The sequence below is a fragment of the Butyrivibrio sp. FC2001 genome, assembly GCF_000424125.1.
Classification (GTDB): domain Bacteria; phylum Bacillota; class Clostridia; order Lachnospirales; family Lachnospiraceae; genus Butyrivibrio.
Genome location: NZ_AUJH01000013.1, coordinates 181680 through 204077, shown reverse-complemented (window position 1 = coordinate 204077; position 22398 = coordinate 181680). Strand labels below are relative to the sequence as shown.

39 protein-coding genes are annotated in these 22398 nt (G+C 42.2%); 1 reads left to right on the top strand and 38 read right to left on the bottom strand.

Features of this window, described 5'->3' with window-relative positions; genetic code table 11:
• Window positions 1-724: 724 nt before the first annotated feature.
• The 11 genes from G601_RS0108070 to G601_RS0108015 form a co-directional block, all read right to left on the bottom strand.
• Window positions 725-1630 carry an Abi family protein gene (locus G601_RS0108070; RefSeq protein WP_026665035.1) on the bottom strand — a complete coding sequence of 302 codons (906 nt, stop codon included), beginning with the start codon at window positions 1628-1630 and terminating at the stop codon, window positions 725-727.
• A gap of 114 nt (window positions 1631-1744) precedes the next feature.
• Window positions 1745-2050, bottom strand: coding sequence for a GNAT family N-acetyltransferase (locus G601_RS26435; RefSeq protein ID WP_330368820.1), 306 nt, complete (start codon window positions 2048-2050; stop codon window positions 1745-1747).
• Window positions 2051-2217: 167 nt separating this feature from the next.
• Window positions 2218-2565, bottom strand: a complete 348-nt coding sequence (locus G601_RS0108055; RefSeq protein WP_026665033.1) for an ASCH domain-containing protein — start codon at window positions 2563-2565, stop codon at window positions 2218-2220.
• Window positions 2562-3059, bottom strand: a complete 498-nt coding sequence (locus G601_RS22440; RefSeq protein WP_051205671.1) for a GNAT family N-acetyltransferase — start codon at window positions 3057-3059, stop codon at window positions 2562-2564. The genes G601_RS0108055 and G601_RS22440 overlap by 4 nt, the downstream gene beginning before the upstream one ends.
• A 133-nt stretch (window positions 3060-3192) precedes the next feature.
• Entirely contained in the window at window positions 3193-3402 is a 210-nt protein-coding gene (locus tag G601_RS0108045) for a hypothetical protein (protein ID WP_026665032.1), read from the bottom strand.
• A 104-nt stretch (window positions 3403-3506) separates the two neighbouring features.
• Window positions 3507-3905 carry a 30S ribosomal protein S9 gene (rpsI, locus tag G601_RS0108040; protein WP_026493630.1) on the bottom strand — a complete coding sequence of 133 codons (399 nt, stop codon included), beginning with the start codon at window positions 3903-3905 and terminating at the stop codon, window positions 3507-3509.
• A gap of 20 nt (window positions 3906-3925) precedes the next feature.
• A complete protein-coding gene (gene rplM / locus G601_RS0108035) occupies window positions 3926-4354 on the bottom strand; it encodes a 50S ribosomal protein L13 (protein ID WP_026493629.1) in 429 nt (142 codons plus the stop codon).
• A 217-nt stretch (window positions 4355-4571) separates the two neighbouring features.
• On the bottom strand, window positions 4572-5318 hold the full coding sequence (gene truA / locus G601_RS0108030; protein WP_026493628.1) for a tRNA pseudouridine(38-40) synthase TruA: 747 nt from the start codon (window positions 5316-5318) through the stop codon (window positions 4572-4574).
• A 39-nt stretch (window positions 5319-5357) separates the two neighbouring features.
• On the bottom strand, window positions 5358-6158 hold the full coding sequence (locus G601_RS0108025) for an energy-coupling factor transporter transmembrane component T family protein (RefSeq protein WP_026493627.1): 801 nt from the start codon (window positions 6156-6158) through the stop codon (window positions 5358-5360).
• 5 nt (window positions 6159-6163) lie between these two features.
• On the bottom strand, window positions 6164-7012 hold the full coding sequence (locus G601_RS0108020; RefSeq protein ID WP_026665031.1) for an energy-coupling factor transporter ATPase: 849 nt from the start codon (window positions 7010-7012) through the stop codon (window positions 6164-6166).
• Window positions 7003-7863 carry an energy-coupling factor transporter ATPase gene (locus tag G601_RS0108015; protein ID WP_026493625.1) on the bottom strand — a complete coding sequence of 287 codons (861 nt, stop codon included), beginning with the start codon at window positions 7861-7863 and terminating at the stop codon, window positions 7003-7005. Before G601_RS0108015 ends, G601_RS0108020 begins: the two co-directional genes overlap by 10 nt.
• Before the next feature lie 155 nt (window positions 7864-8018).
• On the opposite strand from G601_RS0108015, the gene G601_RS0108010 reads away from it, so the two are divergent.
• Window positions 8019-8228, top strand: coding sequence for a hypothetical protein (locus tag G601_RS0108010; protein WP_026665030.1), 210 nt, complete (start codon window positions 8019-8021; stop codon window positions 8226-8228).
• Between the two features lie 59 nt (window positions 8229-8287).
• Here G601_RS0108010 and G601_RS0108005 read toward each other — a convergent pair whose 3' ends face one another.
• From G601_RS0108005 to rplB, 27 genes are all read right to left on the bottom strand, one after another.
• Window positions 8288-8824, bottom strand: a complete 537-nt coding sequence (locus G601_RS0108005) for a bL17 family ribosomal protein (RefSeq protein ID WP_026493623.1) — start codon at window positions 8822-8824, stop codon at window positions 8288-8290.
• Window positions 8825-8977: 153 nt separating this feature from the next.
• Window positions 8978-9940 (bottom strand): DNA-directed RNA polymerase subunit alpha, encoded by a 963-nt coding sequence (locus G601_RS0108000; protein ID WP_026493622.1) that lies wholly within the window; start codon window positions 9938-9940, stop codon window positions 8978-8980.
• A gap of 95 nt (window positions 9941-10035) precedes the next feature.
• Window positions 10036-10629, bottom strand: coding sequence for a 30S ribosomal protein S4 (gene rpsD, locus G601_RS0107995; protein ID WP_026493621.1), 594 nt, complete (start codon window positions 10627-10629; stop codon window positions 10036-10038).
• A gap of 155 nt (window positions 10630-10784) precedes the next feature.
• Window positions 10785-11183: a 30S ribosomal protein S11 gene (gene rpsK, locus G601_RS0107990; protein WP_026493620.1), complete on the bottom strand. Its 399-nt coding sequence runs from the start codon at window positions 11181-11183 to the stop codon at window positions 10785-10787.
• A gap of 58 nt (window positions 11184-11241) precedes the next feature.
• The gene (gene rpsM / locus G601_RS0107985; protein ID WP_022761315.1) at window positions 11242-11610 is read right to left on the bottom strand and encodes a 30S ribosomal protein S13; all 369 of its coding nucleotides are present in this window, start codon (window positions 11608-11610) and stop codon (window positions 11242-11244) included.
• Window positions 11611-11759: 149 nt separating this feature from the next.
• The gene (gene rpmJ, locus G601_RS0107980) at window positions 11760-11873 is read right to left on the bottom strand and encodes a 50S ribosomal protein L36 (RefSeq protein ID WP_022754357.1); all 114 of its coding nucleotides are present in this window, start codon (window positions 11871-11873) and stop codon (window positions 11760-11762) included.
• A 112-nt stretch (window positions 11874-11985) separates the two neighbouring features.
• Entirely contained in the window at window positions 11986-12204 is a 219-nt protein-coding gene (gene infA, locus G601_RS0107975) for a translation initiation factor IF-1 (RefSeq protein WP_022761316.1), read from the bottom strand.
• A gap of 37 nt (window positions 12205-12241) precedes the next feature.
• Window positions 12242-13000 (bottom strand): type I methionyl aminopeptidase, encoded by a 759-nt coding sequence (map, locus tag G601_RS0107970; protein WP_026665029.1) that lies wholly within the window; start codon window positions 12998-13000, stop codon window positions 12242-12244.
• 18 nt (window positions 13001-13018) lie between these two features.
• Entirely contained in the window at window positions 13019-13660 is a 642-nt protein-coding gene (locus tag G601_RS0107965) for an adenylate kinase (RefSeq protein WP_026493618.1), read from the bottom strand.
• Window positions 13661-13747: 87 nt separating this feature from the next.
• The gene (secY, locus tag G601_RS0107960) at window positions 13748-15064 is read right to left on the bottom strand and encodes a preprotein translocase subunit SecY (protein ID WP_026493617.1); all 1317 of its coding nucleotides are present in this window, start codon (window positions 15062-15064) and stop codon (window positions 13748-13750) included.
• On the bottom strand, window positions 15064-15504 hold the full coding sequence (rplO, locus tag G601_RS0107955) for a 50S ribosomal protein L15 (RefSeq protein WP_026493616.1): 441 nt from the start codon (window positions 15502-15504) through the stop codon (window positions 15064-15066). The genes secY and rplO overlap by 1 nt, the downstream gene beginning before the upstream one ends.
• Before the next feature lie 15 nt (window positions 15505-15519).
• Entirely contained in the window at window positions 15520-15723 is a 204-nt protein-coding gene (rpmD, locus tag G601_RS0107950) for a 50S ribosomal protein L30 (protein ID WP_026493615.1), read from the bottom strand.
• Window positions 15724-15755: 32 nt separating this feature from the next.
• Complete coding sequence (rpsE, locus tag G601_RS0107945) at window positions 15756-16265, bottom strand: 30S ribosomal protein S5 (protein WP_026493614.1); 510 nt, start codon at window positions 16263-16265, stop codon at window positions 15756-15758.
• A 16-nt stretch (window positions 16266-16281) separates the two neighbouring features.
• A complete protein-coding gene (gene rplR, locus G601_RS0107940; RefSeq protein ID WP_022761323.1) occupies window positions 16282-16650 on the bottom strand; it encodes a 50S ribosomal protein L18 in 369 nt (122 codons plus the stop codon).
• A 19-nt stretch (window positions 16651-16669) separates the two neighbouring features.
• Window positions 16670-17209: a 50S ribosomal protein L6 gene (rplF, locus tag G601_RS0107935; protein ID WP_026493613.1), complete on the bottom strand. Its 540-nt coding sequence runs from the start codon at window positions 17207-17209 to the stop codon at window positions 16670-16672.
• Between the two features lie 15 nt (window positions 17210-17224).
• Window positions 17225-17626 (bottom strand): 30S ribosomal protein S8, encoded by a 402-nt coding sequence (rpsH, locus tag G601_RS0107930; RefSeq protein WP_026493612.1) that lies wholly within the window; start codon window positions 17624-17626, stop codon window positions 17225-17227.
• An 88-nt stretch (window positions 17627-17714) separates the two neighbouring features.
• Entirely contained in the window at window positions 17715-17900 is a 186-nt protein-coding gene (locus tag G601_RS0107925) for a type Z 30S ribosomal protein S14 (RefSeq protein ID WP_022761326.1), read from the bottom strand.
• Between the two features lie 19 nt (window positions 17901-17919).
• Window positions 17920-18459, bottom strand: a complete 540-nt coding sequence (rplE, locus tag G601_RS0107920; protein ID WP_022761327.1) for a 50S ribosomal protein L5 — start codon at window positions 18457-18459, stop codon at window positions 17920-17922.
• 22 nt (window positions 18460-18481) lie between these two features.
• Window positions 18482-18793, bottom strand: coding sequence for a 50S ribosomal protein L24 (gene rplX / locus G601_RS0107915; protein ID WP_026493611.1), 312 nt, complete (start codon window positions 18791-18793; stop codon window positions 18482-18484).
• 11 nt (window positions 18794-18804) lie between these two features.
• A complete protein-coding gene (gene rplN / locus G601_RS0107910) occupies window positions 18805-19173 on the bottom strand; it encodes a 50S ribosomal protein L14 (protein WP_026493610.1) in 369 nt (122 codons plus the stop codon).
• 33 nt (window positions 19174-19206) lie between these two features.
• Window positions 19207-19461 carry a 30S ribosomal protein S17 gene (gene rpsQ / locus G601_RS0107905; protein ID WP_026493609.1) on the bottom strand — a complete coding sequence of 85 codons (255 nt, stop codon included), beginning with the start codon at window positions 19459-19461 and terminating at the stop codon, window positions 19207-19209.
• Window positions 19462-19484: 23 nt separating this feature from the next.
• Window positions 19485-19688, bottom strand: a complete 204-nt coding sequence (gene rpmC, locus G601_RS0107900; protein ID WP_026493608.1) for a 50S ribosomal protein L29 — start codon at window positions 19686-19688, stop codon at window positions 19485-19487.
• Window positions 19678-20115 carry a 50S ribosomal protein L16 gene (rplP, locus tag G601_RS0107895; protein ID WP_022761332.1) on the bottom strand — a complete coding sequence of 146 codons (438 nt, stop codon included), beginning with the start codon at window positions 20113-20115 and terminating at the stop codon, window positions 19678-19680. Before rplP ends, rpmC begins: the two co-directional genes overlap by 11 nt.
• Entirely contained in the window at window positions 20115-20786 is a 672-nt protein-coding gene (gene rpsC / locus G601_RS0107890; protein ID WP_022761333.1) for a 30S ribosomal protein S3, read from the bottom strand. The genes rplP and rpsC overlap by 1 nt, the downstream gene beginning before the upstream one ends.
• Before the next feature lie 20 nt (window positions 20787-20806).
• Window positions 20807-21193, bottom strand: a complete 387-nt coding sequence (gene rplV / locus G601_RS22435; RefSeq protein WP_035772712.1) for a 50S ribosomal protein L22 — start codon at window positions 21191-21193, stop codon at window positions 20807-20809.
• 40 nt (window positions 21194-21233) lie between these two features.
• Window positions 21234-21515 (bottom strand): 30S ribosomal protein S19, encoded by a 282-nt coding sequence (gene rpsS / locus G601_RS0107880; RefSeq protein WP_022761335.1) that lies wholly within the window; start codon window positions 21513-21515, stop codon window positions 21234-21236.
• 33 nt (window positions 21516-21548) lie between these two features.
• Complete coding sequence (gene rplB, locus G601_RS0107875) at window positions 21549-22391, bottom strand: 50S ribosomal protein L2 (RefSeq protein WP_026493606.1); 843 nt, start codon at window positions 22389-22391, stop codon at window positions 21549-21551.
• Window positions 22392-22398 lie beyond the last annotated feature (7 nt).

Below are 22398 nucleotides of genomic sequence, written 5' to 3'. Positions count from 1 at the left end.
GTATATCATACTCTTATACGAGAAACTGCAGGCTCTCCCCAGTTGACGTTTAATCATAATGTTTAACATGAATGGCCCTATGACCCCGCCGTGTCGTATATCGCTCACCAATAACGTGATCTACGATGTTGTCTTCCGGGTCAGCAAAACCGTCGACCGAACGGATACTTTATCTTTTCGAGGCTCAATAGCATTTCATCCCTGCTAACTCGCTGTCTACGCTTCGCACCAGCCGTTACCGACTGCTACGCAAGACTCGCTATTTGCTGATTGGTTAGACCTTTGCAAAGCAGGATTCCCACCTGCTTGATTAAACACCCTTAGCTGGGCGCACTGCTGAAAGTTAATCTATTCAAAAACACTTAAATTTTTTCTTTGTAGCAACTGTTTATAATTATACCTATATACTACCATCCTGTTCAATATTATGTGTATAAAACAAGGGCGTTTTCACGCCCCTGCCTATTGCACTATCAGTTATTCATCTCTCAGGTCTTAAATAATTCCTATTAAGATTAGAATATTTTGAAGGCTTTCGGCATACAAAAAAGACCCGGTACAAATGTACCGAGTCTTCTGAAATCTGCAACTGCAGATCGATTATCTCTTTGAGAACTATTAATGAAGTGAAAATGCCGTATTTGAGGCATTTCTTCATCAAGTTGCTGTTTACCTGTTGTGTACGGTAGAAAGCTCAGGACTACTGTATACAACTGTGGCAATTCTAAGTAATATTCTTCAGATTCTTTATATACATCAACTCCCTATAGTTTTTAGGAAAGCCAATAAGATTTAAGTCTATATCTGCTTCATATTTTTTTACTATGCGATTAAGCTTATCACGGAAATTTTTTCTTTCATCATCTGAAGGTAATCTCTTTATCAGCATCAAAACATATGCAAATAAGGAATCATTTCTGATTGATGGATTATTTCTCAAAAAGCTCTTATTAAATCTTACCGGAGGATTGATTGAGGAGTTATAAAGCCTCACGCCATGGGAGCACTTATTCCTGATTACAGATAACGCATGTAAATGGTTCTCCAACGTTGATGTGCTTATGCCGACTTGCGTTGCTATAACATTTTTGTCCGACAAATACAAAGCGTGATAGAACAATGAAACGCTTGAATATGTCATCAACTCCATCATTACCCATACCGGCATCTTGTCCGCATATTTATTGAAATGGTGCTTCACAATAGCACTGTCCTTATAATACGCCTTCTCTTTGCTGAAGTTTTGTAATGTCTTTGTAATTCCGGCTTTATCATAATAATTATTTACATCATAGTGCTGATCATAAGGTGATGTCTGGCACTTAAGCTCCGCAAACTTATTGCCGATCAGATTCTTATAGAAAAACTCTGCTTTCTCAATATACTGTCGAAGTAAAGCTCTTATTTCTTCATCAAAACAGTATATCTTATATATATCCTCAAAGCGGACTCCTTTTATCATTTCATGACTATCTGTAGAAATTCTGTATTGCAGCATATAACCAGACAATCTATAATAGCTAACCTTCTGAAGCGCATTTCTTGCAAATGCTTCATCCGCTATAACTACACCATGATCTCTTAGCTTCTTTATCTGCTCATCTAATGTGTAAGGTTTCTTTAAATCCATATAATCTCCATAAAGTAAAAAAGCCAAGCTCGACGCTCGGCTTGGTCCCAAGTGTTATTCGCACCTGGCAACTCTGTTAAGCATAGTATAACATGTTTTACTTATTTTTCAACCCTAGCGTATTGTTAAAGGAATAAAAAACTCTATCTCATCTAATCCTTTATCTACAGAATTTACTCTGCCCGTTTCTACAAAGCCCATCTTGCGATAAAGTCTCTCCGCCCCTTTATTATTTTCTAATATCCATAGTCTCGGATTGCTTTTACATCTACCTATAGCAAACTCTAGTAGCATAGTCCCATAGCCATTATTTTGTTTATCCGGCACAACATAAAGGTCCTCAATTATATCTCCTGTAATGGATACAATAGCTATTGGTTTTTGCTCTACTAGCATATATACTTCACTCCCAGCATCCATTTTCTTTTTGAAGATACTGTTTCTGACGTTCAGGTGTGTGTATTTTAATAAACTCCTCTGAGCAAAAAGATTTATGCGATTCCTGCCAGGAAACAGAATGTATCGTAGCAGCCTGTAGAATGTTTTTCTCGTCAACTTTAATTATCATTTATTGCCTTAAAACCTCATCATCTCTCTTTATTCAATCTATCCAATTCAATTCCCATTACTCCGTACCTTTCAATCTGCTCTTTTGTGTAATACATGAGCATATCGTCCGGATTCGCACTTTCATGTTCTCTATATCCAATGGAAACTTTGTCATGATTCTCATATAGTTCGACGAAGTTTGAATACTTATATATATTTGTAACCTTACAGGACATTTTCTCTTGAGTCGTTGTATTTGTAAAATCAATGACATCGCCAACGTTTATGACAGATCTTTTCTCATCATTCAAACGCATCTCGACTGTTTTCCAGCCTTCATTAATTGCCCGAAAAGAATCATCCCATAAATTCATATAATGTGTCATTCTGAATCTCCCCGATCTATCCGATAATACTTAAAGTCAGCATCTTCATTCACATATTTAAAGCCAACCTTTTCCAAAACATGTTGGCTTCTTGTATTAGGCTGTATTGAATCAGCATACAGCACTGGTATATCCAACTCTTTAAAAACATATCGAACCGCAAGTCGTTCTGCCTGTGTCCCTATGCCTTGGTCTTTATACTTAGCATTCTTCAAGCATATACCCAAGGTGGCACATTTGTGTTCTTCAATATTCTTTATAATTACTTCACCAACAATCTCTCCTCCGCACATTATAGCAAGTGTTCTTCGATTAAGATTCTTTTGACGCTGGATATACTTATTTACCTTTTCTTCAGAATATTCATAAGGCGTATATTTCATTTTATCTAGCCAAAGATCCGGATCATTCTCATATTCTTTAAAATAGCTATGATACATTTCCGGGGTCATAGCTATAAGCTGTATAAAGCTATCATCAATCTCCCTAAACATAAATTGCCCCCTGTACAACGCAAACTAAATTTTCAGCAATATACTGATTATACTTCACAGATAATGCCATCTCAACTCTTATGTGCAGAAAACAAGGGCATTTTCACGCCCCTGCTTTATGTCTTATAAAGCTTTATCTCTCCATCCCAAGATCTGTTCTGTGTGGTTTTGGAACTTGCTGTTCGTTGTGCTGATCAGCTCTAACCTTAGCTTCTCTAAGCTGTTCCAGGATGATTGTTCTAGCCTTTTCAGTAACTTCAGGCTTTTTAGTTCTATCCCACCATTCCTTAAACTTCTTGAAAGCTCCGGATACAAGTTTTCCTACCTGCTGTTTACGGAACAAAATTTTCTGCGTTTCACCACAACTGAATGCAATTATAGATAAAAGAAAAACCCCAGAAACACTGAGTTTCTGAGGTTTGTAAATTCTTTTTGAATCTCGAAAGATTATCTCTTTGAGAACTGAGGAGCGCGACGAGCCTTTTTGAGACCGTACTTCTTTCTCTCCTTCATTCTAGGATCACGTGTAAGGAATCCAGCCTTCTTGAGTGCAGGTCTGTACTCATCTGAGTCAGCCTGAAGAAGTGCTCTTGAGATTCCGTGACGGATTGCACCAGCCTGACCTGTTGTGCCGCCACCGCGAACAGTTACGTTTACATCGAACTTATCAAGTGTCTCTGTAAGAACAAGAGGCTGACGAACGATAACCTTAAGTGTCTCAAGACCAAGATACTCGTCGATGCTTCTCTTGTTGATAGTGATATTGCCCTTACCGGGTGTAAGATAAACTCTGGCGATAGACTTCTTTCTTCTACCTGTGCCATAGAAACTTGCTGCTTTAGCCATTTTCAAATTCTCCTTTCAGATTAGAATGTAAGTACTTCAGGCTTCTGAGCTGCGTGCTCGTGCTCAGGACCTGCGTATACGTGAAGCTTTGTGTACATCTGTCTTCCAAGAGAACCCTTGGGAAGCATTCCCTTAACAGCATGCTCGATAACACGCTCAGGGTGTGACTCCATCATCTGACGAAGTGTGAACTCCTTATGGTGTCCAACGTAATCTGTGTGGTGCCAGTACATCTTCTGGTCCATCTTCTTACCTGAAACTTTAATCTTATCAGCATTGATAACGATTACATAATCACCTGTATCAATGTTGGGTGTATAAATCGGCTTGTTCTTTCCTCTAAGTACGTTAGCTACGTTAGAAGCAAGACGACCGAGTGTCATATCTGTTGCGTCTACAACATACCATTTCTTCTCTACAGAAGAAGCATTAGGCATATATGTGTTCATTCTAATTACCTCCATAACCAGTTAACAGTATAAATCTCTGGTGCGATGAACCCTTCACCTGATCCATTCGCTTGTATATATAGATGCACGCCTCATAACTTACCGGGATTACTTGGCGATTATCGTCACACAGTCATATATTATATGCTCATTTCTTTCAATTTGTCAACCTCAAATCTACCCAAAAAGGCACAAAATTACTGAAGTTAGAAAAATTTTATAAATCCTCCGGGAACTCATATTTTATAAGGAAAAGTCCCTGTGGGGGAGCTGTTGGTCCTGCGGCGGATCTGTCCATGGCTTCGATCATAGTTTTCATGTCAGAGGGCTCGCCTTTTCCTCGGCCGATTTCCATCAGAGTCCCTGCAATTATCCTCACCATGTTATATAAAAAGCCGTTGCCAACTATTTTTATGGTTATCTCATCGCCCTGTCTTGTCACCTCTGCGGATATTATCCTTCTGACATGGCTAAGAGCCTGTGAACCCGCTGCACAAAAGCTTGTAAAATCATATTCACCCACCAGGTACTTGGCAGCCTCATTCATCCTGCTTTCATCAAGAGGATAGCTGTTATGGCATGCGTACAGCCTCTTGGTCGGGATCATCGTCTTTACATTTAAAATGCGGTATTCGTAGGTCTTTTCAGACAGGCACTTTCTTGGGTGGAATCCCAGGGGTACTTCCCTGGACTCCATTATCCTGACATCTTCGGGAAGTCTGTTATTAAGGGCCGGTGCAAAGCTTGCAGGGGGTATAGTGGACTCGGTGCTAAAAACGACCACATTCCCATAAGCATGCACGCCCGCATCTGTCCTACTGGCGCCGATTATCTCGGTATCTTCGCCGGTCAGTCCGTCTATTGCTGTTTTTAGAACTCCTTCGATCGTTGCCGTGTTCTCCTGAAAAGCAAATCCATGATAGTTTGCTCCATCATAGGCAACTGTCAGCATAATGTTTTTCAACTTAATTCCTATTCCTCACGAAAATTCAAAAGGTCATTTTCAAAAAATGATGCCTATAGCTATCATCAGGCACAAATACAGTAAAATCACCAGATATGCGGCAAAATCGGTGCCATGATAAATGAGGGGCTTCATCTTGGTTCTGCCCTCGCCGCCGCGGTAGCATCTCGCTTCCATGGCCATTGCCAGGTCATTCGCACGTCTGAATGCAGATATGAAAAGCGGTACGAGAAGCGGAATCAGGCTCTTTGCTCTCTGAACCAGTGAACCGCTCTCAAAGTCAGCACCTCTGGCCATCTGCGCCTTCATTATTTTATCTGTCTCTTCCATTAGAATCGGGATGAATCTAAGGGCTATGGACATCATCATAGATATCTCATGTACCGGAACATGAAGCTTTTTAAGGGGCTTCATGAGGCTTTCAAGGCCATCCGTAAGCTGGTTCGGTGTTGTTGTCAGTGTCATGAGGGATGATCCTGTAATTAGGAAAACCAGTCTTACTCCCATCATGATCGCTATCTTCAAACCTTCCTTGGTTATTTTCAGCTTCCAAAATGAAACCAGAGGCTCTCCAGGCGTCAAAAATAGGTTGAACACCATAGTTATAACCAAAAGCATATAAATGGCTCTCATGCCCTTAAAAATGAATTTTACGGGCACCTTGGACAGCACTATCGCAGTAGCCAGAAAAGCCGCTGCAATAATATATCCTATAAAGTTGTCTACTACAAACAGGGATACAATATAAACCAGTGTTGCAACTATTTTCACTCTCGGATCAAGTCTGTGTAGTGTTGAATCCGTCTGATAATATTGTCCCAGTGTTATATCTCTAAGCATTCAGCTCATGCTCCTAACACTCTCATTATTTCATCGGCTGCTTCGTCAATTGTCGTCGCATCCGTAGCCACAGGGATACCTGCATCCCTGAGCTCCTGCATAACGTATGTAACCTGGGGAGCCGCAAGTCCTATCTCTTCAAGCTCCTTGTAATGTGAAAAGACTTCCTTAGGCTCGCCATCATATAGTGCTTCGCCCTTATTCATAACGATTATTCTTTCCACATAATTGGCCACATCCTCCATACTATGAGAAACCAGTATGACGGTTATTCCCATATTTTCATGAAGATCTGCTATCAGGTTCAGTATTTCGTCCCTTCCCTTGGGGTCAAGACCCGCTGTGGGCTCATCAAGTATCAGTACGTCAGGTTTCATTGCCAGAACTCCGGCTATCGCTACCCTTCGCTTTTGTCCTCCGGAGAGGTCAAAGGGCGACTGATAAAAAGATTCATCAGGAAAACCGACCTTTTTTAATGCATCATAAGCTCTAAGCTCCACTTCCTTCTGCGGAAGTCCCAGATTCTTAGGTCCAAAGCATACGTCCTGGAAACAGTTTATCTCAAAAAGCTGATGCTCAGGGTACTGGAACACCAGTCCAACCTTGGCTCTCAGTTCCTTCCTGTTATACTCTTCATCGTTTATGTCTTTTCCATTGAAATAGACGGAGCCGGAAGTAGGCTTCATCAGTCCGTTAAGGTGCTGAACCAGCGTCGATTTTCCGGAGCCTGTATGCCCGATCAGCCCTATAAACTGCCCGTCAGGTATCTGCAGTGAGATATCCTTAAGAGCGGCCTTGGACATGGCTGTATCAGGATTATATATGTAATTTACATGATCAAGTATTATTGCCATTTTGTACCGGTTGCTTTCTTCAACGCATTTATCAGTTCTTTTCTATCAAGTATTCCATCAGGAATGTTGAGTCCTCGCTTCTGAAGCTCATGTGCAAGTAATGTCACCTGCGGAACTCCCAGACGAAGCTCCTTTAATTTGTCCACCTGCGAAAAGATCTCTCTTGGCGTACCCTGCATGGTAACATGCCCTTTATCCATTACAAAGACCTTGTCTGAATAGATAACCTCTTCCATGTAATGAGTGATAAGAATAATGGTTATTCCCTCAACCTCATTAAGTGCACGGGCTGCTCGGATGACTTCTTTACGACCGTTAGGATCGAGCATGGCTGTCGGCTCATCGAAGATGATGCATTTAGGGTGCATCGCAATAACGCCGGCGATTGATACTCTCTGCTTCTGTCCTCCTGAAAGGTGGTTTGGAGAGTTTTTCCTGTACTCGTACATTCCTACAGCCTTGAGGCTCTCCTCAACTCTCTCCCATATCTCTTCCGTGGGGATTCCCATGTTCTCAGGGCCAAATCCCACATCCTCCTCAACAATCTGACCTATGATCTGATTGTCCGGATTCTGGAAAACCATTCCGGCATCCTGTCTGATGTCCCAGATGTTCTTGTTTTCCAATGTATTCAGGCCATCAACCCAGACTGTACCTTCTGTCGGGAACAGCAAAGCATTGAAATGCTTGGCCAATGTTGATTTACCTGAACCGTTATGACCAAGGATGGAAATAAATTCGCCCTGATTGACTTCAAGGTTTACTCCATCTACAGCAGTAGTTATGCCTTCGACATTACCTTCCTCGTCACGTCTTATATATTCAAATGTAAGGTTCTCCGTGCGGAGCATCTTCTCTGAACTCATGTTACCTCACAATATAAAATGTCATACCAATTAAATAGTGTACTATTTAGCGAATGCAGCTATAACCTATCGCTGTACATCCTATCTATTTTATTATATGGAGTTGTGAAAAACAAGCGCATATATGCTATGATATACACATGTTTGAACAATATATTAAGCCAGCACTTATACTGATCGCTGCCATTGTTGTATGCGCAGTTTTGGCACGGTCACTCAGTGGAAACGAAACCCTTGCAGAATATGCCCAGAAGCACCCTGAAATCGCTTATGGAGGAAGCGATAATAGCAATGATGCTGATTCTGATATCGCTGTTTCCGAAGGAAATGTATCTGATGCTGATCAATAAAAATTTACATAAAAAGAGCGGTCATCACTGACCGCTCTTTATTATAAGTAATGTTCGAATTAAACGAGCTCAAGAACAACCATCATAGCTGCATCGCCCTTACGCTGACCGATCTTAACGATTCTTGTGTAACCACCGTTACGGCTTGCGTACTTAGGACCATACTCTGTGAAAAGCTTCTCAACAAGGTCGATCTGCTTTGTGTTCTTCTTTCTTCCAGCTGCTGCCTTCGGAACCTCAGTTACAGGATAAAGAGTCTTGAGGATCTGTCTTCTAGCGTGCATACGTGAAGGCTTATCCTTTTTGATCTCCTTCTGAACAGTATCATAAACTGTTACCTTTTTGCCATCCTTAACTTCCTTAACGCGCTTGCCGTCCTTGTCCTTACGAGCAACCTTAGCCTCAACAGTAACTGTCTCGTAGTTGTCCATTTCCTTAGCTGCAAGAGCGATGATAGGCTCAACGATCTTCTTTACTTCCTTAGCTCTAGCCTCGGTTGTAACGATCTTTCCGTTGTAAAGGAGCATTGTTGCCTGGTTTCTAAGAAGAGCTCTTCTAGGCTTTGTTGCCTTGCCTAATTTTCTGTACATTGCCATAATAATTTACTTCCTTTCTCAGTCGCAGAATTCCTTCTGCTGTGGTGCATATCAGAATACTCTTTGGTTTTACTTCCGATATGTTGTATGTTTACCTATGAGAATCCGCGTCAGTACACATTGGATTTACCTTCAGCGAATACTTACATTTCATTAGTTCTGATCGTCGCCAGTTCTGAGTGCAAGACCAAGCTCATCAAGCTTTGCAAGCACTTCCTCAAGGGACTTACGTCCAAGGTTACGAACCTTCATCATATCATCGGGAGTCTTGTTTGTAAGCTCCTCAACAGTATTGATGCCAGCTCTCTTGAGGCAGTTGAAAGAACGAACGCTGAGCTCGAGCTCGTCGATGCTCATCTCAAGAACTTTCTCCTTCTCATCATTGTCCTTCTCTACCATAACTTCTGCAGTCTTGGCATTCTCAGACAGATCGATGAAGAGGCTAAGATGCTCACTAAGAACCTTTGCAGCAAGGCTTACAGCCTCATCGGGAGCAAGTGTTCCGTTAGTGTGAACATCAAGTGTCAGCTTATCATAGTCAGTTACCTGACCTACACGTGTATTTTCAACACTGACATTTACACGTTCTACAGGTGTATAGATAGAATCTACAGCAATAACGCCGATAGGAAGATCAGCAAGCTTATTCTTGTCTGAGCTTACATATCCTCTACCCTTTGTGATGGTAAGCTCCATGTAAAGCTTAGCATCTTTTCCGGACAATGTTGCGATAACCTGCTCAGGGTTTGTGATCTCGATATCCTGATCTACCTGAATATCAGCAGCTGTAACAACGCCTTCGCCAGTAAACTCGATGTATGCTGTCTTAGGCTCGTTTGTCTCAGAATTATTGCGGATTGAGAGATTCTTGATATTCATTATGATTTCAGTAACATCTTCCTTTACTCCGGGAATAGAACTGAACTCATGAAGTACACCTTCGATTTTGACCTGACTTACTGCTGCTCCAGGCAAAGAAGAAAGCATAATTCTTCTAAGAGAATTACCAAGAGTAATTCCGTAACCTCTCTCGAGAGGCTCTACTACGAATCTGCCGTACTTCCTATCCTCTGAAATCTCAGCAACTTCAATATTTGGTCTTTCAAAATCAAACACTGACATACCCTCCTTATGGTTTTATGGTGTTTCTAAATTTAAATAATCCAGAACCGAAGCTTTAGGACTAAAGCCCGGCTCCGTATTATTTTATATTACTTAGAATACAACTCGACGATAAGCATCTCGTCTACAGGAACGTCGATTACTTCTCTTGAAGGGAATTCTTTTACTGTACCACTAAGGTTATCCTTGTTTACATCAAGCCACTCAGGAACGATTCTGCCTGCTGTGATCTCTGCGATATCCTTGAATCTCTGGATGCTTCTAGCAGCTTCCTTAACTTCAATAACATCACCAGCCTTGATGAGATATGAAGGAACGTTTACAACCTTACCATTTACTGTGATGAACTTGTGAAGAACAACCTGTCTAGCTTCTCTTCTTGTTCTTGCAAAGCCCATACGGAAAATTACGTTATCAAGTCTGCGCTCAAGAAGAACCATGAGGTTTTCACCAGTCTGACCCTTCTGACGATCTGCCTTATCGTAGTAGTTACGGAAAGGCTTCTCAAGAACGCCATAGATGAACTTAGCCTTCTGCTTCTCACGGAGCTGAAGTCCATACTCGCTCATCTTCTTGTTTGCTCTGCTGTTTGTTCTCTTGGACTTCTTGTCATATCCAAGGAATGTAGGATCCAAATCAAGTGATCTGCATCTCTTAAGTACTGGAACTCTGTTTACTGCCATTATTGGCTCCTTTCTTGTTCAGGAAAATCCTGACTGTTGTTTACAGCACGGTATATCAAATGTGCCTTCTTCCAACGAGTAAAAGTTAATAGTATCTATATATTTCAACAGAGCCAGACGTAAAAACGCAGGCTCTGATGAAAAGCAAAATAGGATTATACTCTGCGGCGCTTGGGCGGGCGGCATCCGTTATGAGGTACGGGAGTTACATCCGTAATACTGGTAACAGTAAGACCACTTGCAGCAAGAGCTCTGATAGCAGCTTCTCTTCCTGAACCCGGTCCCTTTACAAAGACATCAACAGTCTTAAGGCCGTGAATAAGTGCAGCCTTTGTTGCTGTCTCTGCAGCCATCTGTGCAGCATATGGAGTAGATTTCCTTGAACCTTTAAAGCCAAGACCACCAGCACTTGCCCAGCTAAGAGCATTACCTGCAGCATCTGTCAATGTAACGATTGTGTTATTGAAAGATGACTGAATATGTGCCTGTCCGTGTTCAACGTTTTTCTTGACACGCTTCTTAGTTTTAGAAGCATTTGATTTCTGATTTGCCATTTTAAACTAACCTACTTTCTTCCTATGAATAATTCTTAGTTACTGTATAATAAGAGAATTACTTCTTCTTATTAGCGATTGTTCTCTTGGGACCTTTTCTTGTTCTAGCGTTGGTCTTTGTTCTCTGACCACGAACAGGAAGTCCTCTTCTGTGACGGATTCCTCTGTAGCATCCGATCTCTGAAAGACGCTTGATGTTCATAGCGATCTCTCTTCTAAGATCACCTTCTACGTCATAATCATTACCGATAATCTCGGCAATCTTCTTTACTTCATCATCTGTAAGATCACGAACACGTGTATCGGGATTTACATTTGCAGCAGCAAGTATTTTGTTTGAGCTTGTTCTACCAATACCATAGATGTATGTGAGACCAATCTCAACTCGCTTATCTCTGGGTAAGTCTACACCTGCAATACGAGCCATTTTTTTAATTCCTCCATTTAATAAAAAAAATTTAAACTTAATATGTTACTTGTTTGATTGGGGCAAATTACTGAGCCCAATCGGACAGTAGCTTGGTCCGATCTTTCCAATACGCTTGGTATCAAAAAGTAATGTCAAAATGACTCGAATCAGCCCTGTCTCTGTTTGTGCTTAGGGTTTTCGCAAATTACACGAATAACGCCTTTTCTCTTAATAACCTTGCACTTTTCGCACATAGGCTTAACAGAAGACCTAACTTTCATTTGTAACTCCTTTCTGGTATATGCGTACAAAAGGGCATACTTGTACCCTTCAAAAACGACCGCATTCAATAATAACATATATAAATATGAATTACAAGTAGTTTTTTGGTGATTACTTATCACGCCAGATAATTCTTCCTTTTGTAAGATCATAAGGTGAAAGCTCAAGTGTTACCTTATCTCCGGGAAGAATACGAATAAAGTTCTGTCTGAGTTTTCCACTGATGTGGGCAAGTACTATATGTCCGTTCTCAAGTTCAACTCTGAACATTGTGTTCGGAAGCTTCTCAACAACTTTTCCTTCAATTTCAATTACATCTGCTTTAGACATTTAAATTAACCTCACTTCTATATTACATTTACATCGTTCATTTTATGATTGTCAGTATCTCAGGTTCTCCGTCCGGAGTTATTGCTATTGTATTCTCATAATGGGCTGCTGGTGAACCGTCCAAAGTAACTACGGTCCAGTCATCATCAAGGAAAGCAATTTTCCTTTTACCCAATGTGATCATAGGCTCTACACAGAGCGTCATACCCGGCTGTAACAGGATTCCTCTTCTGAACTGCCTATAATTCGGAATATATGGTTCCTCGTGAAGGGATGTGCCGATACCGTGACCTGTCAGCTCCCTTACTATTCCATATCCGAAGGGCTTAATATACTTATCTATAGCCTTTGATATATCGTAAAGATGATTCCCGGCCTTTGCGTATTTTATGCCTTCAAAAAAGCTTTGCTGTGTAACTTCCATAAGCTTTTGAACTTCGGGAGATACATTACCTACTCCCCAGGTTCTTGCAGCATCTGAATGATATCCTTTATATATAAGACCTGTATCGAAGGAAACAATGTCTCCTTCCTTTAATATGGTCTCGGCTTTAGGTATTCCGTGAACGACCTCGTCATTCACGGAAATACATACTGAAGCCGGATAGCCTTCATAATTTTTGCAGTTTGGTATACCACCACGACTGCGAATTGCCTCTTCACCGATAGCATCAAGCTCAAGTGTGGAGATACCCGGTCTGAGCGCATCATGCAGAACTTCATGTACCTGTGCCAGGAGCTGCCCGGCATGTCTCATGAGGTTCAATTCTTCGTCCGTTTTAATTGTTACCGGCATTACTTAAGACCTCGCAAATTAACCGAGAATACCTGTAATTTCATTAAATACTTCCTGCATGTCCTTAGTGCCATCAACTGTCTTAAGAATGTTCTTCTTTGTATAGTAGTCGATGAGGGGCTGTGTCTGCTCATGATATACGCTAAGACGGTTCTTAACTGTCTCCGGCTTATCGTCATCTCTCTGAACAAGCTCACTGCCACATGTATCGCAGATACCTTCCTGCTTCGGAGGGATATGCTCGATGTGGTATGTAGCACCACACTTAAGGCATGCTCTTCTTCCAGACATTCTTCTGATGATGTTCTCATCCGGAACATCAACGTTTATAGCATAATCAACCTTGTCGCCAAGTTTTGTAAGTTCCTTATCAAGTACGTCTGCCTGAGGAATTGTTCTCGGGAATCCATCAAGAACATATCCGTTCTTGCAATCATCCTGAGCAACTCTGTCAAGAAGGATCTCAACAGTAAGTTCATCCGGAACAAGCTGTCCCTTATCCATGAACTCCTTTGCCTTCTTACCAAGCTCTGTACCGTTTTTGATATTTGCTCTGAAAATATCCCCTGTAGAAATGTGAGGAACACTGTACTTGTCAGCGATCATCTTAGCCTGTGTTCCTTTACCCGCACCGGGTGCACCTAACATAATAATCTTCATACTTGTTTCGCTCCTGTTATTTTACTAATTGTAAGCAATAAGAGGTTAGGAAGCATACTTATAGTATGCTCCGAAACCTCTCATTTTTTAATCATCTAAAAAACCTTTATAATTACGTACCAACATCTGTGATTCAATCTGTTTCACCGTTTCAAGAATAACACTTACAACAATGATAAGGCTCGTACCACCGAAGGATACGTTTGCTCCGAACACACCATTAAAGAAGATAGGAAGGACACCGATAATGGTAAGTCCAACTGCACCAATGAAAATGATGTAGTTCAGAATGTTTGTTAAATAATCACTGGTGGGCTTTCCAGGACGAATACCAGGAATAAATCCACCCTGCTTTTTCATATTGTCCGCAATTTCAAGCGGATTAAATGTGATCGATGTATAGAAATATGCAAAGAATATAAGCAGTAAAACATATACAACAAGTCCAATTGAATACTTCAAATTGGAAGGATCACACCAATAGCTTTGATTCAAGTACTTAAGGATCTCGCTCCACGCTCCTGTTCCCTTATAGCCAACGAGCTGACTGATAATGATAGGGAACTGGAAGAGGGACATCGCAAAGATAATAGGCATTACACCTGCGGTATTAACCTTAAGCGGAATTTCTGAGTGGTTTCCGCCGTAGGTTTTTCTCCCCTGAATCTTTTTTGCATACTGTACCGGAATTCTACGCTCAGCGCCGTTAAGAAGAACAACGAGAACGACCATTGCAACTATAACAGCAACAATGATGATTACGGATACAACCCCCCTGGCAATATTTTTGCCTGTAACAAACTGTGTGAACAGGCTCATCAAATCGGAAGGCATCCTTGAGATAATGTTGATAGTCAGGACTATTGAAATACCATTTCCTACACCATTATCTGTGATGCGCTCACCGATCCACATAAGGAATGCACTGCCGGCGGTAAGCGCTGCAACGATCTCAACTACATACAGAGGTGACTTCTCAATAAGGAAGTTACTTCTGTAGAAGCCGATTGCCATAGCTACTGACTCGATAAGAGCAAGTGCTACAGTAATGTAACGAGTGAGTGCTGCAAGCTTCTTTCTTCCATCCTCGCCATCACGCTGCCATTCCTCAAACTTAGGAATAGCAATCGTGAGAAGCTGGATAATAATGGAAGATGTGATATAAGGTGTAATATTGAGTGCCAAAATTGACATATTCTCAAATGATCCACCTGTAAATCGATCCATAAAACCAAAGGCATTGTTTTCGGATAATTCAGCAAACCACTGCTGGAAGACTGTTACGTTCATTCCAGGCACGGGTATTGCTGAGCCAAGTCTGATCACCAAAAGCATTGCAAATGTGAACAGTAACTTTAATCGTATATCTTTGATTTTGAATGCATTCTTAATGGTTGTGAACATCAAATCACCTCTGCCGTTCCCCCAAGAGCTTCGATTTTCTCCTTAGCAGATGCACTATATGCATTTACCTTAACCGTAAGCTTTTTGGTAAATTCACCGTTTCCAAGTATCTTAACACCATCATACTCGTGCTTGATGATGCCCTTATCCTTAAGTGCCTGAATGTCAACGACGCTGTCGTTATCAAAGCACTCAAGTGAACTTACATTAATAGCTTCGATCTTCTTAGAGTTAATGTTCTTAAATCCCCTCTTAGGAAGACGACGGAACAGAGGCATCTGTCCACCTTCAAATCCCGGTCTGGGAGCACCTGAACGAGCCTTCTGTCCTTTGTGTCCCTTACCTGCAGTCTTGCCATTTCCTGAGCCATGACCGCGGCCTCTTCTGAAATTGTCATTCTGAACAGAACCCTCGGCAGGTCTCAAATTAGATAATTCCATGACTTTCCTCCTTTATTAGTTCAGTTCTTCAACCTTAACAAGGTGTCTGATCTGCTGGATCTGACCTCTGGTTGCAGAGTTATCCGGCAGTTCAACACTGCTGTTAAGCTTCTTAAATCCCATTGATTTTACCGTAGCAACCTGCTTCGGAACAGCACCAATAGTGGACTTAACCAATGTGATTTTAAGCTTCTTTCCACTTTCTTTATTAGCTGCCATTGATTTTCTCCTTTACTAGATGTTGCTTACTATTAAGCGATTACTTCGTCTACAGACTTACCACGCTTCTTAGCAACTTCTTCCGGTGTCTTAAGGTTTGCAAGACCATTGATGGTTGCATAAACTACGTTCTGCTTGTTGTTAGAACCAAGTGACTTTGTACGAATGTTCTTGATTCCAGCAAGCTCACATACTGAACGAGCAGGACCACCAGCGATGATACCTGTACCTTCCGGGGATCTCTTAAGAAGAACCTCAGCGGAACCGAACTTACCAACGAAATCATGTGTAATACTGTTGTTCTCATCAAGCGGAACTGTGATGAGGTTCTTAGTTGCGTCCTCCTTACCCTTACGGATAGCATCCGGAATTTCAGTGGACTTACCAAGGCCTACACCTACATGACCGTTTCCGTCACCTACAACAACGAGTGCGGTGAACTTCATGTTACGTCCACCCTTAACAACCTTTGTAACTCGCTTGATGGTAACGACTTTATCTGTTAATTCAAGCTGACTTGCATCAACGATTGTACGCTTCATTATCTTTCTCCCTTCCTTAGAATTCTAAGCCTGCTTTTCTGGCTGCCTCAGCCAGTGCTGCTACCTTACCATGGTAGATGTAACCGCCTCTGTCGAAAACAACAGCCTTGATACCTTTCTCCATTGCTCTCTTAGCAACAACATCACCAACGTATGCAGCGGCCTCAACATTATCTGTAACCTTAAGAGCTGACTTAATGTCCTTCTCAAGTGTGGAAGCAGAAACGAGTGTCTTACCGGCAACATCATCGATAACCTGAGCATACATATGATTATTACTTCTGAAAACTGCAAGGCGCGGTCTTTCAGCAGTGCCGCTAAAACGATTGCGAATTCTCAGATGCTTCTTTTCGCGACTCTTCTGTCTGGATTCTTTACTAACCATTTTTTACTCTCCTTATCTCTTACTTCTTACCGGTCTTACCAACCTTGCGGCGGATAACTTCATCAGCGTACTTGATTCCCTTGCCCTTATACGGCTCAGGAGCTCTCTTCTCTCTGATGATTGCTGCATGCTGGCCAACCTTTTCTTTATCTATTCCCTTGACGATAATTGCATTACCTTCAACGACTGTCTCGATTCCTTCAGGATCATCGAGCTCAACCGGATGTGAATAACCAAGGGTTAAGGTGAGTTTCTTACCAGTCTTGGCTGCTCTATAACCTACACCATTAACTTCAAGCTTCTTCTCATAGCCATCTGTAACACCAACAACCATGTTATTCAGAAGACTTCTTGAAAGTCCGTGAAGCGCTCTGGTCTTCTTCTGATCGTCAGGTCTCTTAACTTCGATCTGACCGTCTTTCTGCTCGAACTGCATCTCTGCAGGGAAAACTCTCTCAAGAGTGCCCTTAGGACCCTTAACAGTCACCTTATTATTTTCTGCAACTTCTACTGTTACGCCAGCAGGAATTGCGATTGGCATTTTTCCAATTCGTGACATGCCCGTACCTCCAATTTACCATACAAATGCAAGAACTTCACCACCAACCTGAAGCTCTCTTGCTTTTTTATCAGTTACAACACCCTGGTTTGTAGAAATGATAGCGATTCCGAGGCCACCAAGTACTCTCGGGAGCTCATCTCTACCTGCGTATACACGAAGACCAGGCTTGGAAATTCTCTTCAAACCGGTGATAACTTTATCGTTTCTGTCAGCACCGTACTTAAGTGTGATGTGAAGGTTCTTGAAACCATTCTCTTCAACAACATCAAGTTTCTTAATATAACCTTCGTCAAGAAGAATGTTTGCGATAGCAAGCTTCATCTTTGAAGAAGGAACGTCAACTGTATCGTGCTTTGCAGTGTTTGCATTACGAATTCTTGTAAGCATATCTGCAATAGGATCATTCATTGCCATTTTGAAAAAGCCTCCTTAATTTTCTATTATTGCTCCGCCTTACTGTGCCTGCATGCACAGAGACACGAAGCCGCAATGTTTTAATAAATTACCAACTAGCCTTACGTACACCCGGGATCTCACCCTTGTAAGCTAACTCACGGAAACAAATTCTGCAGATTCCGTATTTTCTAAGATAAGCATGAGGACGACCGCAAATTCTGCAACGGTTGTATGCACGTGTTGAAAACTTGGGTTTCATCTGCTGCTTTACCTTCATGGATAATTTAGCCATGTGTTCGATTCCTCCTTAATTACTTAGCGAAAGGCATGTTGAAGAGTGTTAAAAGCTCACGAGCCTCTTCATCAGTCTTGGCAGTTGTTGTGAAGATGATATCCATACCTCTTGTCTTGTCTACCTTATCGTACTCGATCTCAGGGAAGATGAGCTGCTCTTTGATACCAAGAGCATAGTTTCCTCTGCCATCGAATGCGTTCGGGTTAACACCACGGAAGTCGCGGACACGAGGAAGTGCAAGGTTAACGAGGCGATCCATGAACTCGTACATCTTCTCACCACGAAGAGTTACTTTACATCCGATCGGCATACCCTCTCTTATCTTGAAGTTAGCGATGGACTTCTTTGCCTTTGTATAAACAGGCTTCTGACCGGAGATGATCTGCATATCGTTTGCAGCGTTCTCAAGAACCTTAGCGTTCTCCTTAGCTTCTCCTACAGCCATATTGATTACGATCTTGTCGAGCTTCGGAACTTCCATAACATTCTTGTAACCGAACTTCTTTGTCATAGCGCTCACGATCTCGTCTTTATATAAATCCTTATATCTACTCAAAGCTCCTTACCTCCTTTCCTTATCAGTCAATGACATCACCAGTTGATTTAGCGATGCGGACCTTCTTGCCGTCCTCAACCTTGAAACCAACACGTGTTGCCTTTCCCTTATGAACATACATAACGTTGGAGATGTCCATGGGAGCTTCCTGCTGAATGATACCACCGTTGGGGTTAGATGCAGAGGGCTTTGTGTGCTTTGTGATCATGTTAGCACCCTCAACTACTACCTTACCATTCTTTGTGTCAACGGAGAGTACCTTGCCTTCTTTATCTTTGCTCTTACCAGCGATAACCTTAACGGTATCGCCCTTCTTAATCTTACTTGTAGACATTCGGTGCCTCCTTATAATACTTCCGGAGCGAGAGAAAGAATCTTCATGTACTTCTTGTCACGAAGCTCTCTTGCAACGGGTCCAAAAATACGAGTTCCCTTCGGGTTACCTTCATCGTTGATGATAACTGCAGCGTTCTCATCGAAACGGATGTAAGAACCATCCTTACGGCGAGTCTCTTTAACAGTACGTACTACAACTGCCTTAACAACATCACCCTTCTTTACAACGCCGCCTGGTGTTGCTTCTTTGACCGAAGCAACAACTACATCGCCGATTCTCGCATATCTTCTTGTAGAACCGCCCATAACACGAATTGTCAAAAGCTCTTTTGCACCAGTGTTATCAGCAACTCTAAGTCTGCTTTCCTGCTGAATCATGTTATTTCTCCTTTATAATCAACTATCAGCTAATTACTTAGCACGCTCAATAATCTGAACCAGTCTCCATCTCTTATCTTTAGAGATCGGTCTTGTTTCCATAACCTTGACTGTATCACCTATACGGCACTCATTGTTCTCATCATGAGCCTTCAGCTTATAGGTTCTTTTTACGATCTTCTTGTAAAGAGGATGCTTTACATGATCTTCGATGGAAACAACGATGGTCTTATCCATCTTATCGCTTGTTACTTTACCAACACGCGTTTTTCTTAAATTTCTTTCCACGATATACTCCTTTCAGGATTCCATTACTGTGCTGCGTTCTGAGTGATCACAGTCTGAATTCTAGCAATATTCTTTCTAACCTCTTTAATTCTTGCTGTGTTATCCAGCTGGTTAGTTGCATTCTGGAATCTCAGATTAAAAAGTTCCTTTTTAGCTGATACAAGCTCCTGGCTGAGTTCCTCAGCAGACTTAGCTTTCAGCTCTTCTACATACTTATTAGTTTTCATTGGATGCACCGCCTTCCAAATCAGCCTTTGAAACGATCTTGCACTTGCAAGGAAGTTTGTGTGTTGCAAGACGAAGTGCTTCTCTTGCAACTTCTTCATCGACTCCGCCGATTTCAAACATTACACGTCCAGGCTTAACAACTGCTACCCAGTAATCTACAGAACCCTTACCGGAACCCATACGAGTTTCAGCAGGCTTTGCTGTAACAGGCTTGTCAGGGAAAATCTTGATCCAAACCTGACCACCACGCTTGATGAAACGAGTCATAGCGACACGGGCTGCCTCGATCTGATTTGAACGAATCCAGCAGGGCTCAAGCGCTACTATTCCATACTCACCGTATGCAATTGTGTTGCCGCGTGTAGCCTTACCAGCCATAGAACCGCGGAACTGCTTACGATGCTTTACTCTCTTCGGCATTAACATTATTTATCGCTCCCTTCCTTATCTGAATTCTCGGATGCTTTGGTGGGAAGTACTTCACCCTTATAGATCCATACCTTAACACCAACCTTACCATAGGTTGTATCTGCCTCAGCAAATCCATAATCAATATCTGCTCTAAGTGTCTGAAGCGGGATTGTGCCCTCGCTGTAGAACTCGCTACGAGCGATATCAGCACCACCAAGACGTCCGCTGCAGCATGCCTTGATACCCTGTGCATCTGTCTTCATTGTTCTGCTCATGCAAGACTTCATAGCACGACGGAAGGATACACGGTTCTCAAGCTGCTGTGCGATATTCTCTGCAACAAGCTGAGCGTCCTTATCGGGCTTCTTGATTTCTTTAATATCAACAAGAACCTTCTTGTCTGTAAGCTTTGAAAGCTCTTTCTTTGTAACTTCGATCTCAGCACCACCCTTACCGATAACGAAACCGGGCTTAGCTGTGTAAACGATAACCTTAACGCGATCGGATGCTCTCTCGATCTCGATCTTGGAGATACCAGCTGCGTAAAGCTTCTTCTTCAGAAACTTTCTGATCTTGTAATCTTCAACAAGGTTGTCTGCGAACTCATTGTTCTCTGCGTACCATTTGGAATCCCAATCTGCAATGATGCCGACTCTGAGGCCATGAGGATTAACTTTCTGTCCCATTGAACTTACTTTCTCCTTTCTTATCTCTCATCCAGAATTACAGTCAAATGGCTTAATCTCTTCTGAATTCTGTAAGCTCTACCCTGAGCTCTAGGCTGAATTCTCTTCATAATCGGGCCATTGCTTGCATTGCACTCTGCAATGTACAGATTTGCTCTGTTCATGCCGTTGTTGTTCTCAGCATTTGCGATTGCAGAATTAAGTAACTTATAAATAACGCTGGAAGCGTATCTCGGATTGTACTCCAGGATAGCAAGTGCTGTCTCAACGTCTTTACCCCTGATGGCATCCATTACGAAGCATGCCTTCTGAACAGGGATTCTTGCGTAAGATAATTTTGCTGAAGGTCTTGAATCCTTCTGAGCATTTCTCTCTCTCTTTACTTGAGATCTATGTGCTGTTGCCATAGATTTGCCTCCTTTCAATGTTGAACCAAGTCACACGGACTTAGCGAACTCCGCCCTTCTTCTCGGCACCTGCGTGACCTCTGTAGGTTCTTGTAGGAACGAACTCACCAAGCTTGTGACCAACCATATCTTCCGTTACATATACCGGAATATGCTTTCTTCCGTCATGAACAGCGATTGTGTGTCCAACGAAGGAAGGGAAAATCGTGGAACGACGGGACCATGTCTTAACGATTTGCTTCTGATTCTCTGCATTCATTGCATCGATCTTCTTAAGCAGACTAGCATCTGCGAAAGGTCCCTTTTTAAGTGATCTAGACATTGTCATTCTCCTTTTCTATCAATCAGGCACCAATTACTTGATTGCCTTACCATCTCTTCTTCTAATGATCATCTTGTTAGAAGCCTTTTTCTTCTTACGTGTCTTGTAACCAAGAGCAGGCTTACCCCAAGGTGTGCTAGGGCCAGAACGACCGATAGGTGCTCTACCTTCACCACCACCGTGCGGGTGATCATTCGGGTTCATAACTGATCCACGAACTGTAGGACGGATGCCCATGTGACGCTTACGACCAGCTTTACCGATGTTGATAAGGTTATGATCAATGTTACCAACTGTACCGATTGTTGCACGACACTCGATCGGAACAAGTCTCATCTCGCCTGAAGGAAGACGAAGTGTTGCATACTTACCTTCTTTAGCCATGAGCTGAGCAGAGTTACCAGCTGAACGAACAAGCTGACCACCTCTACCGGGATAAAGCTCGATGTTGTGTACGCTTTCACCGACAGGAATGTTTGCAAGAGGGAGGCAGTTACCAATACGAACCTCGGCTGCAGGACCATTCATGATTGTCATGCCATCCTTAAGTCCCTGAGGAGCAAGGATGTAAGCCTTTGTGCCATCCTCATACTCAAGCAGTGCGATGTTTGCAGTTCTGTTAGGATCGTACTCGATACCGATAACCTTTGCTGTGCACTCATCTTTATAACGCTTGAAGTCGATGATTCTGTATTTTCTTCTTCCACCGCCACCGCGATGTCTTACAGTAATTTTACCCTGGTTGTTACGTCCAGCCTTTGAATTCTTAGAAACAAGAAGGCTCTTCTCAGGAGTTGACTTTGTGATCTCTGAGAAATCAGAACCTGTCATATTTCTTCTGGACGGTGTATATGGGCCGTATTTCTTAATTCCCATGATAATC